Raw genomic sequence first — 15,622 nt, 5'->3', positions numbered from 1 at the left:
ATCAGCGAGCCAGACGCCCCAAAATCTCACGAGCCTGTTCGAACATTTCTTCAATAATCTGCCCGGCAGGCTTCACATCTTTCACCAGACCCGCGATCTGCCCGGCCATGACGGATCCCCATTCCACGTCACCTTCCACGACGGCCTTGCGCAGGCGTCCCGCCCCAAGACGCTCAAATTCCTCCAAACTGGCGGACGCCCTCTCCAATTCCTCGAACGCCTGGGAAAGTTTGTTCTTCAGGCAGCGGACGGGATGCCCCGTGGGACGCCCTGTCACCGTCGTGCTCCGGTCTCCCGCCTTGAGAATCATCTCCTTGTAGTTGCGGTGAGCCGTGCATTCAGCGGCGCAGACAAATCGAGTTCCCACCTGCACACCCTCCGCGCCAAGGGCCAACGCAGCGACGATTCCGCGGCCGTCCGCGATTCCCCCCGCGGCAATCACGGGAACAGAAACGGCGTCCACCACCTGCGGCACCAGGGACATGGTGGAGGTTTCGCCGATGTGCCCCCCCGATTCCAAGCCTTCCGCGACCACCGCGTCCGCACCTTGCTTGACTACTCTCTTCGCGTGCGCCACCGAGGCGATCACGGGAATGACAACGGTTCCCAACGGTTTCAGGCGATCGATGATTTTCCCGGGAGCGCCTGCTCCGGTGGTGACCACGGGCACCTTGTGTCGTTCTGCGAGAAGCAGTGCGTCCTCGGCCGTCGGAGAGAGGAGCATGATATTCAGTCCGAAGGGTTTGTCCGTGAGTGTGCGAACCTTGGCGAGTTCCTGGTCCAGGATCTCCGGCGGCACGTTCGCCGCGGCAATGATGCCGAGACCGCCTCCGTTGCTCACCGCAGCCGCAAGCTGAGCATCCGCGACCCAGGCCATTCCACCCTGGAGAATGGGATAGTCAATACGAAGCAGCTCGTTCAGTTTCGTGGAGAATCGCATCACCCTTCACCTCACACTTCAAGGAGAATCGCACCGTAGGTCATGCCCGCTCCGAAGCTGTTGATGACCATCTTTTGTCCTTTCCGGATCCGACCGTCGTCGAGGGCTTCGCAAAGAGCCAGAAAAACCGACGCGGCCGAGGTGTTTCCGTACCGGTCCAGATTCACCACGGCACGCTCCGGGGAAACGCCGAAGCGCCTGAGAATGCCATCCATAATACGCCAGTTCGCCTGGTGAAAGATCCACCAGTCCACGTGTCCCGGCTCGACCCCCGAACTCTCGCAGAAGGACTGAAGGAACGGAGGCAATTCCCTGTTGACGAACTTGAAGACCTCGTTACCTTTCATATGCACAAAATGAGCTCCCTCTTCGAGGGTCTCCTTCGAGGCGGGTCTTTCCGAACCACCGGCAGGAAGACTGATGAGGTCATGTTTCGTTCCGTCCGCCCGAAGCGACGCGGCAATGAATCGGCCGTCTCCTTCCCGGCGGGGGCCGAGTACGCACGCTCCGGCTCCATCCCCGAAAAGAACGCAGGTGTTTCTGTCCTGCCAGTTGATGAGACGGGAAAGCGCTTCAGCCCCGATGACCAGAACATGCCTCCAAACGCCTGCGGCGATTCCAGAGACGGCAACGGTCAAGGCGTACACGCACCCGGTGCAGCCCGACTGCACATCGAAAGCGCCCGCCTTTTTCGCTCCAAGCTTCCCCTGAACCTTCGCGGCGGTACAAGGGAAAATCGTGTCGGGGGAATTCGTGGCCACAATGACCATGTCCAACTCTTCCGGAGCGAGTCCCGCCCGTTCGAGAGCGATTCTGCCTGCCTCGACAGCCAAATCGCTCGTCTGTTTCTCCGGAGCGACGATATGCCGCTCTCGGATTCCTGTGCGTTCCAGAATCCATTCGTTCGACGTGTCCACCATTTGCTCCAGTTCCTGATTCGTCAGAATGCGTTCGGGAACATGCATGCCGATTCCCCAAAGGCTCACTGCTTTCCCGGAGAACAAACTCATGGAGCATCTCCTCTCTGGAGCAATTCCTCCCGAATCATGGCAACGCCTTTTCTCTGGGCAAAATCCCTGGCAACCCGGAGAGCGCTCGAAATCGCCATGGCTTTCGACCTGCCGTGAGCTTTCACAACTGCACCATCCACCCCGAGCAACGGAGTACCGCCGTACTGTTCGTAATCGAAACGACGCCACATATCCTTGAACATCGGAATCATGAAGACCATTCCGATCTTGGGCAACAAACGTCTGCTGAGTTCTTCCCGGAGAAGATCGTACACGCCATGAACAATTCCTTCGCCAAACTTGAGAAGAATGTTTCCGGTGAACCCGTCACAAACGACCACATCCGCCGCGCCTTTTGGGACGTCTTTTCCCTCCACGTAGCCGACAAAGCTGTGGAAAGAGTTCTTCCGCAGGAGTTCCCGGGCCTCCATGACGACCTCGTCTCCCTTGATCTCCTCCTCACCGTTGGAGAGCAGGGCGATTTCAGGACGTTGTACGCCCATGATGCATCGCATGTAAACTTCGCCCATGACGGCGAATTGATAGAGATGTATGGGTTTGCACCGCACGGTGGCTCCCACGTCGAGCAACAGGGACACCCGGTTCAGAACCGGAAGAGGTGCGCCAAGTGCAGGTCGTTCGATTCCTGGGATACGCCCCACCACAAGAACGCCGCCGGCAACGATGGCTCCGGTGTTCCCCGCGGAGACACATCCCTCCGCCTCCCTGGAACGCACCATTTCCATGGCGATCCGCATGCTCGACTGCCGCTTCTTGCGTATTGCCACCGAGGGAGATTCGTCCATGCCGATGGTCTCTTCCGCATGAACGATATGAAGCCTCTTCTCATCCTTGTGACCAATTTCCTCCAGGGTTCTTTCCACCACAGGCCCCTGCCCGACGAGGGCGATTTCCAGATCCTGAAACTCTCGACAGGCCAGAACGGCACCCCGACAGATTTCCGTCGGAGCGTGGTCTCCCCCCATCACATCAAGAGCCAGATGCATACTCTCCACCTCTCTCCGGCTAAGGCTCCGACATTGTTTGCGTTTCAGAGGGAATCACCGGGTTTCGTGGTCTCCGCCTCGGGAACGACCACAACAATGAAACGCCCGAGAAATTTCTCCACCTCGTCGACACGAATGCGCACGCTCACGACGAATTTATTCCCCTTGAATGTGCCTACCTTCGCACGAGCCACAAGTTTGTCTCCGACATAAACAGGCGCTCTGTACCTGACCCTGGCGGAACCCATGATAACCATGTCCGCCCCGATGACCGCAATGGCCAGGGAACTTGCCATCGCATAAATATGATGATCACTCAGGAGGGAAGTGTGCCGGAAAGCCATGGACCCATCGGTCTGAAGAATGGAAAGTCCCCATACGTTGGGTTCGAGGTCGACAAGTTCACCCACGACCTCATCATACCGAAGGGATCTGAGACGACTGGTGGCCTTTTCCGCCATCAGTCGCGTCCGCTCCCGGAGTTCGGGAATGCCGAGCAGGGCTCTGTCCAGCCGTATCGTGCTCACGCTGGCTCTCAAAAGACCTGCGAGTTCCTCGTCGGTGCGAAGAGGATCCGAATCCAAAAGGGAGAGAAGCTTCTGATGTCGAAGCTTTCGGTACACCGACCGAACCAGTGCGACCCCCTCCTTTTAGCATCAGGTATTAACAGTAACCGCCACTGAGAAAGTATATGGGGGAACCCGCTTTTTGGTCAAGATGGGGAATGTGATTTCCAGCAAAGTGGCGCATTCTTCCTTGGAATACCTTGGAGCCCCGACACGCTGGACCCATTTTCGTGGCTCCATGAACCATAAGGCTCTTCGCAAAGGAGCATCGCTGCAACGAGGATTTTTCCGGGGAGTTTTTCGAACGGAGGTGTTTCACAGAAGCTCTTCTCAGGAGGAGCACTTTTTACGATAAAGATGCTCGACAGACCGGGGAAAGGACCAAAGGAATTCTTTCTCGGAGGGATAATGGTTTTTCGGAAGAATCACTTTTGTAGTGCAGAGATACCTCGCGAACCAGCTCCGGGAAAACAAAACAGCCCGAAACAGAGAACAAAAGCGACGCACTGTCCATATCACGTCCGCTCTCTGTTCCGGGCTCAGAAAAAAGAAGTGCGTCTTACGCTTCTTCCTTGCCTTCTGCCACTTTGCGTCCTCTGTAGTGGCCGCAGGCACGGCAGGCGCGATAGCTCAGCACGGGCTCCCCGCAATGGGGACAGGTTCCCGTGGAGGGCATACTCAGATCTCCCAGCCAATGGGCCTTCCGGTTATGGGTGCGCGCGTGCGACACCCTCCTTTTCGGTACCGCCATCAGTGTTCTCCTCCTTCGGTTTCGTTCTTCTCCTGCAACGGAAACAACGCGGCAAGCCGGGGATCCATATCGCGAACACACGCACACGACCTCTCGTTCAGGTCGGCACCGCACCGAGGACAGATCCCGAGGCATCCTTCGTCACAAAGGGCCTTGGCGGGCAACGATTCGAGAAGTGTCTCCCAGACCTGCTCCCGAATATCAATGACATCGGTCGTCTCACGGAGGATGACAAAGCGCTCCTGGTCCGTATCGTCCTCTTCTTCGCTTTGATCACCTTCAGGCCGCAGTTTATAAAAATACACGAAATTTTCGTTTATGGCAAGAGAAACGAGACGAAGACACCGAGCACATGGAACATATGCGGCCCCCTCGACATGGAGGTCCACTTGCGTTGCGTCGTCCAGCCGGAAGACCAACGCCCTCACGGAAAATCCCTCTGGGAAACGATATTCCTGCCCCCAATAGAAAATCTCCATGGGGTTTCTCAAATCCCAGGAATAGTGTTTTTCTTCTCCCGGGGTCTTTTGCCCTGAGGAAACACGAAAATTCCATGATTCCGGCATGGCCTCCCACATCATCGCGCATACCACCTCGCCGATGTCACGTCGGCTTTTTTCAGGAAACCAACGACAGGGTGTCTCTCGCGATGACAAGTTCCTCGTTCGTGGGAACGACGAGAAGCGCCACCCTGGAATCGGGCTTGCAGATGAAAGCTTCTTTCCCTCGCACAGCATTCTTGGATTTGTCGAAGAGGGCTCCGAGGAATTCCAATCCCTCGCACACCATCTCCCGGACAAGAACCGAGTTCTCCCCGACTCCGGCGGTGAAGACCACCGCATCCAGTCCTCCCATAGCCGCCGCATAGGCGCCGATATATTTCTTCACGCCATAGCAGAGGATATCGAGCGCGAGTTTCGCCCGGCGGTTTCCGCCCGCCGCGGCGTCCTCAACATCACGGAGGTCACTGCTGATGCCGGAGATTCCCAGCACACCGCTATCCTTGTGAAGCACGTGACTCATGGCCTTGGAGTCCAGTCCTTCTTCCTGCATGAGGTGAAGCACTGCCACGGGATCAACGTCACCGCACCGGGTTCCCATGAGCACCCCCGAGACGGTGCCGAACCCGAGCGTCGTGTCCACCGATCTGCCCCCGTCCACGGCGGCGATGGAACTGCCGTTGCCGAGATGGCAAGTGACGATCTTCAGATTTTCGAGAGGTTTTCCAAGCATCTCCGCCGCGCGGTGCGCCACGTACAGGTGACTCGTTCCGTGAAAACCGAATCGCCGCACGCGATACGTCTCGTAGTAGTGATAGGGAACCCCGTAGATAAAGGACCGCTCCGGCATGGTCTGATGGAAAGCCGTGTCGAAAACGGCGATCTGCGGAACCTTGGGAAGGATTTCCATCATGGACTTGATGCCGAGGAGATTCGCGGGGTTGTGCAGAGGCGCGAAGGGCGTGCATTCGTCGATGGTCCTGAGGACATCCGCCGTGACGACCACGGATTTGGCGAATTTTTCACCGCCGTGAACGACCCGATGTCCGACGGCACGAAGCTCTTCAAGGCTCTGGAGGGAACCGTGTTCGCCATGGAGCAGGCAGTCGAGAACCGCCTTAATGGCGACTTTGTGGTTCGGGAAATCACTGTCGGAAACCACTGAATCCATACCGGTCTTGGTATGCTTGATGCGTCCACCCTCGATACCGATACGCTCCACAAGCCCCTTTGCCATAACCTCCTCACCAGTCATGTCAAAGAGCTGGTACTTGAGGGAAGAGCTGCCGCAGTTCAAAACGAGGACTTTCACGCGATTACCTCCCTTGACCTGAGTAACCCCGGACACGTATGGTTTCTCCGGGGGGAATGGATATGAAAAAGAACGTCGTGGGCATTATCGCCGAATACAATCCGTTGCACAATGGCCACACCTATCATTTGACGACAGCAAGAGACATGAGCGCCGCCGATGCAGTTGTGGTAGCTCTTTCCTCTCATTTCGTGCAGCGGGGAGAGCCGGCTTTTCTTGACAAGTGGCAACGCACACGCATGGCCCTGAGCTGTGGCGCGGACCTCGTTCTCGAGCTGCCTTGCCTTTTTTCCTGCGCGAACGCCGGAATCTTCGCCAATGCGGGCGTGGACATTCTCGCCCGCACAGGACTCGTGACGCATCTGTCCTTCGGCATGGAAAATCCCTGTTCGGAATTGGATACTATCGCAGCCATTTTAGTTCAGGAACCCCCGCTCTTCAAGGAGAAGCTGCGGTTCTTCCTCGACGCAGGATATTCCTTCGTCGAAGCACGAAGCAGGGCGGTGGAGGCACTTCTCCCCCAGGGGAAAGGCTTTCTCGGAGGCGCAAACAATTCCCTCGCCGTAGCCTATTCCTGTCGCGTCCTCTCCGGACAGTACGGGCTGGTCCTCGTTCCCGTGCTTCGCAAAGGCAAAGGATACCACGATCCCACACCGGACGCTCTGGCCAGCGCGACAGCGCTTCGGGAGATGGCACGGCGCGACGACCGGGAAGCGCTTCGCCGGGCCATGCCCGCACCCTCCGCGACCCTTTTGCTGCAGTCCCTGGACGAGGGACGGACCACCGCGGACCGCACCGCTCTCTGGCGCATTCTCCGGTCCCTCCTTCTCCGGAGCGGAGCGGGAGGAATCGCTTCCTCAGCGGAATTACGGGAAGGACTGGAGCACAGAATCCTCGACGCGGCACAACACAGCACGTCCTGGGAGGAGCTGGTGAACGCCTGCGTCACCAAGCGTTATCCCCGGGGGCGCATTCAAAGACACCTCATGCACATCCTGTTGGGGGTGGATCACTGGGAATACAAGGCGGCACAACGCCTCGGCCCCGCCTACATCAGAGTTCTCGGAGCAAACCGCACGGGACGGGCGCTCCTTCGGCGTATGCGAGATTCCGCCTCGCTTCCGGTGCTCTCGCGAGCTTCCGCTCCCGGCACGGCCTATGCCCGAAGAATCATGAATTTCGAACACCGTGCGGCGGAAATTTGGGAAAATCTAATCCCAAATCCACAAATCAGAACGGAAGCGACATCCCGCACCATCCTCCTCTGAGCGTCGGAGGACCGGTGTGGGAGCGCCGCTACCGCATGTCCAACCCGGGCGGAGGAAAACGCTCGCGAAGGCGCCTGTAGACCCCCGGAGGCACCATACCCTGGATCGACCCCCCAAAATGAAAGACCTCCTTGACGGATCGGCTGGACAGATAGGAATATTGGGCTTCCGTGACGATGAAGAACGTCTCGATCTCCGGAGCAAGCTGGCGGTTCATCTGGGCGAGTTGAAATTCGTATTCGAAATCCGAAAGGGCTCGAAGCCCCCGGATGATGATTCGACTCCGCTCCTGGCGCATGAAATCCACGAGCAATCCCTCAAAGGAAGAGACGTGCACGTTCGGGATATGGATCAGGGCTTCCCTCGCCATGGCTTTCCGTTCCTCGATGTTGAACGTTCCTTGTTTCTGAGTGTTAAAGAGAACCGCCACCACCAACTCGTCGAACAACGCAGCGGACCTCTCGGCAATGTACACATGCCCGTTCGTGATGGGATCGAAGGATCCCGGATACACGGCTTTTCTCATCGTCTCTCAACTCGTTTCCGACTCGTCCCGCCGCAGAAAGGTGAGCACGGTCTCGCCGTAGGTGCGACTTTCCGCGCTCCACCCGGGGGAAGTTTCAGGATAAGGTTCTCTCGCCGAATGCTCCACCACGAACAATCCACCGGGAAGGAGCAGTTTCGTGATCTGTGCCTGGAGCTCGAAAAGGACGGGCATCCATCCGTTTCCGTAGGGCGGATCGGCGAAAACAACGGCGAAGAGACTCTTCCTTTTCGCAAGGAAAACAAGTGCTCTCCGAACGTCCATGCAAAGAACTCCCAGTTCCGTTTCGCCTCCCAGGTTTTCCCGGAGACGTTCGCATCGGTTCCTGAGCACCTCCACGGCCACGACGGGACGGGCTCCACGCCGCCAGGCTTCGAGAGCAATCTGTCCCGTACCGGCAAAGAGGTCGAGGAAGCCTCCTGCCGAGACTTTATCTCCGAGAATGTTGAACAGCGCCTGCAGGACTTTCCCCGACGTAGGCCTGACCTCCTTCACCGGTCCAGTCCCCTTTCCCGATCGTGTCAAGGGAGATTCTTCGTCAGAAATCTCGCCGCCTCTTCGAGGGAAAAGCGGACTGCGGGCGTTCTGAAGGGCGTCGCCGTGTCGTCGATCTTCATGAGAACACGGTCGTTTCGACGGACGGCGCGAAGGAAAAACCGCTGTTCAAATCCGTCGTCATTGGCGATGACCTGCACCAGCACACTGCTATCGTTTCCCAGAAAAACTTCCCTAAAGATCCAATGAGCTTCGTTTTGGTGCCCCTCCCTCCCTTCGAGCGCACGGAGACATTGCCAAAGATCGCCTTCGAACACAACTTCGACGTGCAGCGCTCTCCCCTCCTCCACGAGACGCTCCCCTCTCCAGGGAGCGGTTTTCTCCACCACCACGGACAGAATGTCCTTGCCCAGGGCCCGCCACTTTCTTTCGTATTTGGTCGCCACGGGCCGATCGGACGCTTCAGCGTCCTCAAGTCGGCCACACAGGGCCGGATGTTCTCCGAGGAAAGCCATGGCCTCCCGGGCATACCATGCCTCGTCCGTGACGAGATGGAACGTTCCTCCTACGCAAAGGACAGCCGCAAGCGCATCGGCGAACCTCTTGGATGTGACGCGCCTCCGAGCGTGCCGACTTTTCGGCCAGGGGCAGGGGAAATTCATGAAAACCCTTTCTACTCCATTGTCCTCGAAGCATTCCCGTAACAGGAAACGTGCGTCTCCCAACAGAAGCCGGACATTTTCCGCTCCCAGGCGATGGAGACGCCTTGCGGCCTTGTCAAGGCATGTCAAGGACACTTCCATGCCCACCATCGGCTGGTGCGGACACGCCCCGGCAAGGTGTTCGAGAAATTCGCCGTTGCCGAATCCGATCTCGACCCAGGGCAGACGCCCTTGAAGCTTTTCGGGCCAATCGAAATACGGCTGCTCCGAAAGCATACGATAAAAACCACTCAGATAGAAACCCACGACGCCACCTCCCCATTCCGGAGCCGCTCACATTATACCCGGCTTTTTTCAGGAAACCACACGGACATGTCGTTGCATCCTCCGAAGACCACGGGGAACTTCACCCGTATCCTGTTTCAGGGATGACCTTATCATCCCTGTCCCACCGCAAGAGGCAATTCGGTGGCTTGACCGAACTGGATTCGTGCGCTAGAATAGCTCGCGTTTCGGGATGTAGCGCAGCCTGGCTAGCGCACCTGCATGGGGTGCAGGGTGTCGGAGGTTCAAATCCTCTCATCCCGACCACTGAAAAGAAAGGGGGAGCCGAAAGGTTCCCCCTTTTTCTTTCCGTATGGAAGCGGAATGGCGGGACAAAAGTCTCCCATTTCCGGAGGAGTGACGGGGAAGGTGGAAATGTGCTCGTGAAAGGCAAAGGAAAGAGAGTTTCGTCTTTCGTTCCGAATACGGACATAGGCCAGAATTTCCTCAAGGACCGGAATATCCTCCGCATTCTCGCCGAGGAAGCACAGCTTGCCCCGGAGGATCTCGTTCTGGAAATCGGTCCCGGGATGGGAGTGCTCACGGAAGAACTGCTCGCCGGACCATGTCGGGAGGTCATTGCCATCGAACTGGACCGGAGGCTGGCCCCCTATCTGGAACCCCTGGCGCAGCGCCACCCCAGGCTCCGTCTCCACTGGGGCGACGCTCTCCGCTTTCCCTACGGAGAGCTGCCCGAAGGACCAAACAAGGTCATCGCCAACGTCCCCTACTACATCACGACACCCCTTCTCTGGACACTCCTCGAGTGCCTGAGCGGACGTGGATTGCGGACACTGCTCCTCATGGTCCAGAAAGAAGCGGCGGAACGCCTCGTCGCCTCTCCGGGCACAAAGGCACGGACACCCCTCGGTATCACGCTCGAAGCTATGGGACATGTGGCACTCCTTCGGAACATCCCTCCTACGGCATTCTTTCCGCGTCCCTCGGTGGACTCCAGCCTGGTCCGGATCGTTCTGGAAAAAGAGTACGCATGGCTTCCCGGCGATTCCCTCTGGAGGTCCCTTCTTCGCAACGCCTTTGCCCAACGGAGGAAAATGTTGCGCACCACGCTCCTTGGCATTGCCGGCAAGGACCGCGCACACGCCGAGGAGCGCCTCTCGTCCCTGGCGATAGCCCCCACCGCAAGAGCGGAGGAATTGGAAACCGGCCAGTGGCTGGCTTTGCACAACGACCTTAAGAAAAGGCATCTCGCCATGTAAGGAAGCTCTGAGAAAACTCTGAATAAAGACCTTTGGTTTTTCCTTGACTCGGGTCGCATCAGGCTCTGCGAGGCGCTCTGCGGGGCTGACGCAGCCTTATTCAGAGATTCCATAAAATAAAAAACGGCAGGCGAACCTGCCGTCACGGACAGTATGCGCGCACAGCCGGATAAGAAAGGCGAAAAAGGACTATTTCTTCTTCGCAGCCTTCGCGGCCTTGGCATCCACCGCGTCTTTCAAGGCCTTCCCGGGACGGAATGCGGGAACGTTCTTCGCGGGAATCTTGATGACCTTCTTGGGATCCTGGGGATTTCTTCCCTGTCTCGGGGCACGGTGACGAACCTCGAAGGTTCCAAAGCCCACGAGCTGCACCTTGTCGCCCTTCGCGAGAGCGCCCTGAACGGCCTTGAAGACCGCCTCCACCGCTTCGGCTGCCGCTTTCTTGCTCACATTCGTCGCTTTGGCAACCTCCTGCACCAGGTCATTCTTCGTCACCGCGCAACACCTCCTGTACAAATTGACAGGAACCTTTGCGAACACCGCAACGGCTCCTGTTCCCGCCTATTATTACCAGCTTCTTTGCTGATGGTCAAGAGGTTATTATTCCTTTCTCTCGCTTTTTCGCCAGTGAATTCGAAGAGGAACGCCATCGAAGCAGGCAAGCTGGCGCAACTGTTTCTCCACGTGCCGGTGAAATTGCTGGGTGACGATATTCGGATCGTTGACGAAAAAGGCGAAGGTAGGCGGTGCTGTCCGTACCTGGGCACAGTAATAGATCTTGAGAAATCGCCCAGACCCGTCGCTGGGAAGGCGTTCGAACGCCATCAGGTCCCGAAGAAGTCGGTTCAGCTCGGATGTGGAAATGCGGCGACGCCGGTTTGCGTGCACGACCGCTACGTGCTCCGGAATCTTGTGGAGGTTCCTTCCGGTCTTCGCGGAGACAAACACCGTGGGTGCATGCGCCGCAAAGGTAAATTCGTTTTTCAGAAATTTGCGCATTTCGTCTCCCAGAGCTTCCCGTTTCGGCGCCAGATCCCATTTGTTCACCACGAGAACGAGCCCTTTGCCTCGGTCCAGCACCCGGCCGGCAAGCCGTTTGTCCTGATCCGTCGCCGTCTCTCCTCCTTCCATGACCAGCACCGCCACGTGGCACCGGTCGATGGCCTCGAAACTGCGGAGGTTCGAGTAATATTCCACGTCGGAATCGACGCGACTCTTTCGCCGCAAGCCTGCGGTGTCTATGAAGCGATAGAGGACACCACCGATATCCACGAGAGAATCAATGGCATCCCTCGTCGTTCCCGGAATGGGACTCACGAGGGAACGCTCCTCTCCGAGCAAAGCATTGAGGATACTCGATTTTCCGACGTTCGGACGCCCTATGAGCGCAACGGAGATCTCCGGTTCCTCGACCTCCTCCTCGCTTCCCGGTTCGGGCAGAAGCGAGACCACCGCATCGAGAAGGTCCTCGACATTCCGCCCGTGCATGGCGCTGACGGGGAAAACTTGTTCGAAGCCGAGTCCGTAGGCTTCGTACATTTCCTTCTCGTGAACGGGGTCGTCGATTTTGTTGCACACCACGAGAATCGGAACCCGGCTCTTCCGGAGGAGCGAGGCGATCTCCCCGTCCACGGAATTCGGCCCGTTCCTGCCATCGATGACAAAAAGAATGACATCGCTCTCCTCAATGGCCGAACGGACCTGGGCAAACACGCCCGGAGCAAAGGGGAGATCCTCCTCGAAGACGATGCCGCCCGTATCGACCACGTAGAACCGGCGTCCGTTCCACTCGGTCTCTCCATAGAGTCTGTCCCGGGTCACGCCGGGAAGATCGTCGACAATGGCGGCACGCCTTCCGACGATCCTGTTGAAAAGCGATGATTTCCCTACGTTCGGGCGCCCTACGACAGTTACGACAGCCATGTGTTTTCCTACCTCTCGTTTCTACGTTTTCTGTTGCCTTTTCGGCATATCGGTACGTTCATTCACGCCACAGGGTGATTCTCGGAAAGTCGCCTTGACGCGACTGAAGGTGGAAGAGCGGAAAGAGGGCGCGAAAGAGGCGATGTCCTTCCTGCACGCGAAGCCACACCATCCGCCCCGATGGATCCGGGTCGAGAGGGGCAAACCCTTCGGCCTCCAATCGATCCACCAGGCGCTCCTTCTCCATCGTCTCGGGCAGCTCGAGACAGAGCAAGGTTGTCCACGGGGGAAGGTTTAAATCCTTTCGTTCCTGAAGCTCCCGTCTCCAGAAGACATCCCAGCCGACCTTCAGAGCCCCCAGCCATGGAAGGGAAACGTTCCTGCTCTGGACGACAACGAGACGGTGCTCCGCTCCTTCTCCTCTCCAGCAGGACTCCCAAACCATCTTGAAGGCCTGGAAGCGCGCATCATAAAAGGGACGACGCGCCTCTCCGTCCGCGTCTATCCAGGAAACGCACCCGACTGGGAGTGCATCGCAAAGCTGCAGCGCATAGCGAGTGCCCACCACGAGTCCCCCGCGGCGCATTTCCTCCAGAAGAGCGCGCAAGTGGCGCTTCTCTCCCGAAAGCCCGCTGTGCCAGAGCCGGACAGGAAAAGCTCCCTTCCACAGTCGTTCCGCAATGGGCAACAACGCCTCCAGGCCGGGACGTTTCCCCACCAGGAGAAGGTTGCGGCATGCCGGACATTCCCGAGGAAAGAGTTGCTTCTCTCCACACAGGGAACAATGGAGGCTCTCGCCCTCCACTCTGCACACAGTACCGCATCGGGGACAGTGAAAGGAGCGGCCGCATTGGTCGCAGACGACTTCTCCGGCATATCCCTTCCGGTCGAGGAGCCAGAGAACCACCTTGCCCGCGGAGACGGCTTCGAAGGTTCTGCGCACGAGAGTTCCGCTGAGACGGAGTCCTCCTTCCACCCCTGTCACGTCATGGCGCTTTGCACGTCCCACATCCACGAAAATGAGCCGTTTTCCGGGTTTGGAGGAACAAGAGAGCCTTCCGCGAAGAAACACTCTGGACGAAGGCATCCTTCCCCCCAGAAGGAAAAGGGATTTCCAGAGCTGAGCACGCCGAAAGGCGACGGTCCTGACATGAAAGGCGGGAGTGCCGGGGCCAATGTGGCCGCCGCTCGCCTCCTCATCAACGAGAATGACCTCCGGCCGGAAAAGGGGTGCGAACACAGCCCCCCGCGCTCCCACGACAAACGTCGTCTCGCCGCTCCGGACCTTCCGCCATGTTTCCGCGAGGCGCTTTCCACCCAACGAAGGCCACAGGACGCCCTTTTCGCGCATCGATTCGGGAAGAGCCGTCCAGAAATCTCGTGCCTCTCCTTCCTCGGAAAAAAGAGCGAGCCCCGAGGGTCCTGCGGGATTTCTGCCCAGAATCTCTATGTAGCGTTCGAACCGGAAACGTTTTTTCTCCCGGTAGACGAATTCCTCTCCACCCGTCCGAGTATTCTCCGGCAGAGGCATTTCCGGAAAAGAGAAGATCTCTCGTTTCATGAGAAACGCCGGAGAGACCACGGACAGGGCAAGAGGCATACCGCAAAAAAAGGCCGTTCCCATCCATGCGGTGAGGTGCCAGAGCTCCCACCCCAGGGACGGAACATCATCGAGAACGGCTTCGACGGACCGGAGGCGCACTTTTCCGGGAAGAGGGCCGTCTCCGAAGACGGACGTCTCTTTTCCGACGAAGCCGATCCGTTTCCCTCGTCCTACGGGGACAAGAACGCGCAGCCCCTCCCGGAGGGGCGTTTCATGCAGATAGGAAAGCGCATGCCACCAGGGGCCGGGTACGTGGACGGAAAGGGTGGCGGTCATGCCCCTTTTCCGCGAAGTCGTTTTCCGACCTCGTCCCACAGGGAATCCGCCACGGATTCCTTGTTTCCGGAGAATTCGGCGACAACGCCGCTTTTGTCGATGACAACCACGCTGTTGTCCTCCGCGCCGAAGGCGTTACGCTGTCCCGAAACGGGGTTGGCGACGATCATGTCCAACCCTTTTCTGCGCATCTTGGACTGCGCATGGGCGATGAGGTCGTCCGTCTCCGCGGCGAACCCCAGCAGAAACTGGTCCGCCCGCTTGCGGCTCCCCACGGCGGCGGCGATGTCCGGGTTCTGTTCTAGGTCCAGGCAGAGGCGCTCCCGCGATTCGCGCTTGATCTTCCGCGTCTCCTGCTGTGCCGCCCGGTAGTCTCCCACCGCCGCGGCCTTCACGATCACCGTCGCCCACTCGAGCTTTCGCAAGACCGCATCGTGCATTTCCAGGGCGGAGGTGACGCGAACGCATTCCACTCCCGGCGGAGGATCGAGCGGAACGGGCCCCGTCACCAAACAGACTTCCGCGCCACGATACCAGGCTGTGCGCGCCATGGCATACCCCATCTTTCCGGAACTCGGGTTGCTGAGGAAACGGACGGGATCCAGAAATTCGAGGGTTGGTCCCGCCGTCACGAGAACACGCACGCCCTCCAGGTCGCACTTGGGAGAGAGCGCACGCCACAGCTCCTCCAGGATGACCTCCTTGGAGGGAAGTCGTCCACGTCCCTCGTAACCGCAGGCCAAATACCCCTCCTCCGGCTCGATCACCCGGTATCCCAATTCGCGACAGCGGGTAACGGAGGCCTGTGTGGCCGGATGATCCCACATGTGCACGTTCATAGCCGGAAAAAGGACCACCGGGGCGCGCAGCGCGAGAAGCGTCGCTCCGAGGAGCGTTCCCGCCTCTCCCTGGGCTATCTTGCGCAGTGTATCCGCCGTGCAGGGGACGACGCCGCAGGCCTCAGCCCGTTCGGCAAGGCGGATATGGGGAATTTGCGGCCCCCCGTCGTCACTCAAAAAATCGCGCTCGAGCCATACCCGCCGTTCCGACAGAGTGGCGAGCACCATGGGGCTCACAAAACGCTCCGCCGCTTCCGTGAGGATACAGTCCACCTCGTTGCCTCCGTGCCGCAGGGCACGAACGAAATCCGGGACTTTGTAGGCGGAAATGCCCCCGCTCACCCCGAGAAGAATCCGCCGCTTCTCTTTCCACGCCGTCACG

The 15,622-nt window shown here is 58.5% G+C and carries 16 protein-coding genes and 1 tRNA gene; 3 read left to right on the top strand and 14 right to left on the bottom strand.

Going from position 1 to position 15,622, the window contains the following annotated elements; genetic code table 11:
* Position 1: 1 nt before the first annotated feature.
* The 7 genes from fabK to K349_RS0113655 form a co-directional block, all read right to left on the bottom strand.
* Positions 2 to 940, bottom strand: a complete 939-nt coding sequence (fabK, locus tag K349_RS0113685) for an enoyl-[acyl-carrier-protein] reductase FabK (protein ID WP_029166331.1) — start codon at positions 938 to 940, stop codon at positions 2 to 4.
* An 11-nt stretch (positions 941 to 951) separates the two neighbouring features.
* Positions 952 to 1,950, bottom strand: coding sequence for a beta-ketoacyl-ACP synthase III (locus tag K349_RS0113680; RefSeq protein WP_029166330.1), 999 nt, complete (start codon positions 1,948 to 1,950; stop codon positions 952 to 954).
* Complete coding sequence (gene plsX, locus K349_RS0113675) at positions 1,947 to 2,957, bottom strand: phosphate acyltransferase PlsX (protein ID WP_029166329.1); 1,011 nt, start codon at positions 2,955 to 2,957, stop codon at positions 1,947 to 1,949. Before plsX ends, K349_RS0113680 begins: the two co-directional genes overlap by 4 nt.
* A 44-nt stretch (positions 2,958 to 3,001) precedes the next feature.
* A complete protein-coding gene (fapR, locus tag K349_RS0113670) occupies positions 3,002 to 3,592 on the bottom strand; it encodes a transcription factor FapR (RefSeq protein ID WP_029166328.1) in 591 nt (196 codons plus the stop codon).
* Positions 3,593 to 4,082: 490 nt separating this feature from the next.
* Positions 4,083 to 4,274 carry a 50S ribosomal protein L32 gene (gene rpmF / locus K349_RS0113665; protein WP_029166327.1) on the bottom strand — a complete coding sequence of 64 codons (192 nt, stop codon included), beginning with the start codon at positions 4,272 to 4,274 and terminating at the stop codon, positions 4,083 to 4,085.
* A complete protein-coding gene (locus K349_RS18235; protein WP_157367400.1) occupies positions 4,274 to 4,753 on the bottom strand; it encodes a DUF177 domain-containing protein in 480 nt (159 codons plus the stop codon). Before K349_RS18235 ends, rpmF begins: the two co-directional genes overlap by 1 nt.
* Positions 4,754 to 4,892: 139 nt before the next feature.
* On the bottom strand, positions 4,893 to 6,086 hold the full coding sequence (locus K349_RS0113655; protein WP_029166325.1) for an acetate/propionate family kinase: 1,194 nt from the start codon (positions 6,084 to 6,086) through the stop codon (positions 4,893 to 4,895).
* 62 nt (positions 6,087 to 6,148) lie between these two features.
* Between K349_RS0113655 and K349_RS0113650 the strand changes: the two genes are divergently transcribed.
* Entirely contained in the window at positions 6,149 to 7,354 is a 1,206-nt protein-coding gene (locus K349_RS0113650) for a tRNA(Met) cytidine acetate ligase (RefSeq protein WP_029166324.1), read from the top strand.
* A 28-nt stretch (positions 7,355 to 7,382) separates the two neighbouring features.
* Here the strand turns inward: K349_RS0113650 and coaD are convergent, their stop codons facing one another.
* The 3 genes from coaD to trmB are packed head-to-tail and all read right to left on the bottom strand — an operon-like array spanning position 7,383 to position 9,361.
* Positions 7,383 to 7,880: a pantetheine-phosphate adenylyltransferase gene (gene coaD, locus K349_RS0113645; protein ID WP_029166323.1), complete on the bottom strand. Its 498-nt coding sequence runs from the start codon at positions 7,878 to 7,880 to the stop codon at positions 7,383 to 7,385.
* A gap of 6 nt (positions 7,881 to 7,886) precedes the next feature.
* Complete coding sequence (locus tag K349_RS0113640; protein WP_029166322.1) at positions 7,887 to 8,393, bottom strand: RsmD family RNA methyltransferase; 507 nt, start codon at positions 8,391 to 8,393, stop codon at positions 7,887 to 7,889.
* Positions 8,394 to 8,419: 26 nt separating this feature from the next.
* The gene (trmB, locus tag K349_RS0113635) at positions 8,420 to 9,361 is read right to left on the bottom strand and encodes a tRNA (guanosine(46)-N7)-methyltransferase TrmB (protein WP_029166321.1); all 942 of its coding nucleotides are present in this window, start codon (positions 9,359 to 9,361) and stop codon (positions 8,420 to 8,422) included.
* 207 nt (positions 9,362 to 9,568) lie between these two features.
* On the opposite strand from trmB, the gene K349_RS0113630 reads away from it, so the two are divergent.
* Together K349_RS0113630 and rsmA are read left to right on the top strand one after the other, a co-directional pair.
* A tRNA-Pro gene (locus tag K349_RS0113630) sits at positions 9,569 to 9,646 on the top strand.
* A 116-nt stretch (positions 9,647 to 9,762) separates the two neighbouring features.
* Positions 9,763 to 10,599: a 16S rRNA (adenine(1518)-N(6)/adenine(1519)-N(6))-dimethyltransferase RsmA gene (gene rsmA, locus K349_RS0113625; RefSeq protein WP_034266189.1), complete on the top strand. Its 837-nt coding sequence runs from the start codon at positions 9,763 to 9,765 to the stop codon at positions 10,597 to 10,599.
* Positions 10,600 to 10,788: 189 nt separating this feature from the next.
* Here the strand turns inward: rsmA and K349_RS0113620 are convergent, their stop codons facing one another.
* From K349_RS0113620 to coaBC, 4 genes are all read right to left on the bottom strand, one after another.
* Positions 10,789 to 11,094, bottom strand: coding sequence for an HU family DNA-binding protein (locus K349_RS0113620; RefSeq protein ID WP_029166319.1), 306 nt, complete (start codon positions 11,092 to 11,094; stop codon positions 10,789 to 10,791).
* A 105-nt stretch (positions 11,095 to 11,199) separates the two neighbouring features.
* On the bottom strand, positions 11,200 to 12,522 hold the full coding sequence (der, locus tag K349_RS0113615; protein ID WP_029166318.1) for a ribosome biogenesis GTPase Der: 1,323 nt from the start codon (positions 12,520 to 12,522) through the stop codon (positions 11,200 to 11,202).
* 58 nt (positions 12,523 to 12,580) lie between these two features.
* Positions 12,581 to 14,401, bottom strand: coding sequence for a primosomal protein N' family DNA-binding protein (locus K349_RS0113610; RefSeq protein WP_029166317.1), 1,821 nt, complete (start codon positions 14,399 to 14,401; stop codon positions 12,581 to 12,583).
* Complete coding sequence (coaBC, locus tag K349_RS0113605; RefSeq protein ID WP_029166316.1) at positions 14,398 to 15,621, bottom strand: bifunctional phosphopantothenoylcysteine decarboxylase/phosphopantothenate--cysteine ligase CoaBC; 1,224 nt, start codon at positions 15,619 to 15,621, stop codon at positions 14,398 to 14,400. Before coaBC ends, K349_RS0113610 begins: the two co-directional genes overlap by 4 nt.
* Position 15,622: the final 1 nt, after the last annotated feature.

This window comes from Aminiphilus circumscriptus DSM 16581 (assembly GCF_000526375.1).
GTDB classification, from domain to species: Bacteria; Synergistota; Synergistia; order Synergistales; family Aminiphilaceae; genus Aminiphilus; species Aminiphilus circumscriptus.
Note: the sequence above shows the minus strand (reverse complement) of the source record. Positions and strands in the feature narration are given on the sequence as shown.

Coding starts and splice junctions, on each gene's coding strand:
- fabK (WP_029166331.1), bottom strand. CDS start 940: ATGCGATTCTCCACGAAACTGAACGAGCTGCTTCGTATTGACTATCCC.
- K349_RS0113680 (WP_029166330.1), bottom strand. CDS start 1,950: ATGAGTTTGTTCTCCGGGAAAGCAGTGAGCCTTTGGGGAATCGGCATG.
- plsX (WP_029166329.1), bottom strand. CDS start 2,957: ATGCATCTGGCTCTTGATGTGATGGGGGGAGACCACGCTCCGACGGAA.
- rpmF (WP_029166327.1), bottom strand. CDS start 4,274: ATGGCGGTACCGAAAAGGAGGGTGTCGCACGCGCGCACCCATAACCGG.
- K349_RS18235 (WP_157367400.1), bottom strand. CDS start 4,753: ATGGAGATTTTCTATTGGGGGCAGGAATATCGTTTCCCAGAGGGATTT.
- K349_RS0113650 (WP_029166324.1), top strand. CDS start 6,149: ATGAAAAAGAACGTCGTGGGCATTATCGCCGAATACAATCCGTTGCAC.
- coaD (WP_029166323.1), bottom strand. CDS start 7,880: ATGAGAAAAGCCGTGTATCCGGGATCCTTCGATCCCATCACGAACGGG.
- der (WP_029166318.1), bottom strand. CDS start 12,522: ATGGCTGTCGTAACTGTCGTAGGGCGCCCGAACGTAGGGAAATCATCG.
- K349_RS0113610 (WP_029166317.1), bottom strand. CDS start 14,401: ATGACCGCCACCCTTTCCGTCCACGTACCCGGCCCCTGGTGGCATGCG.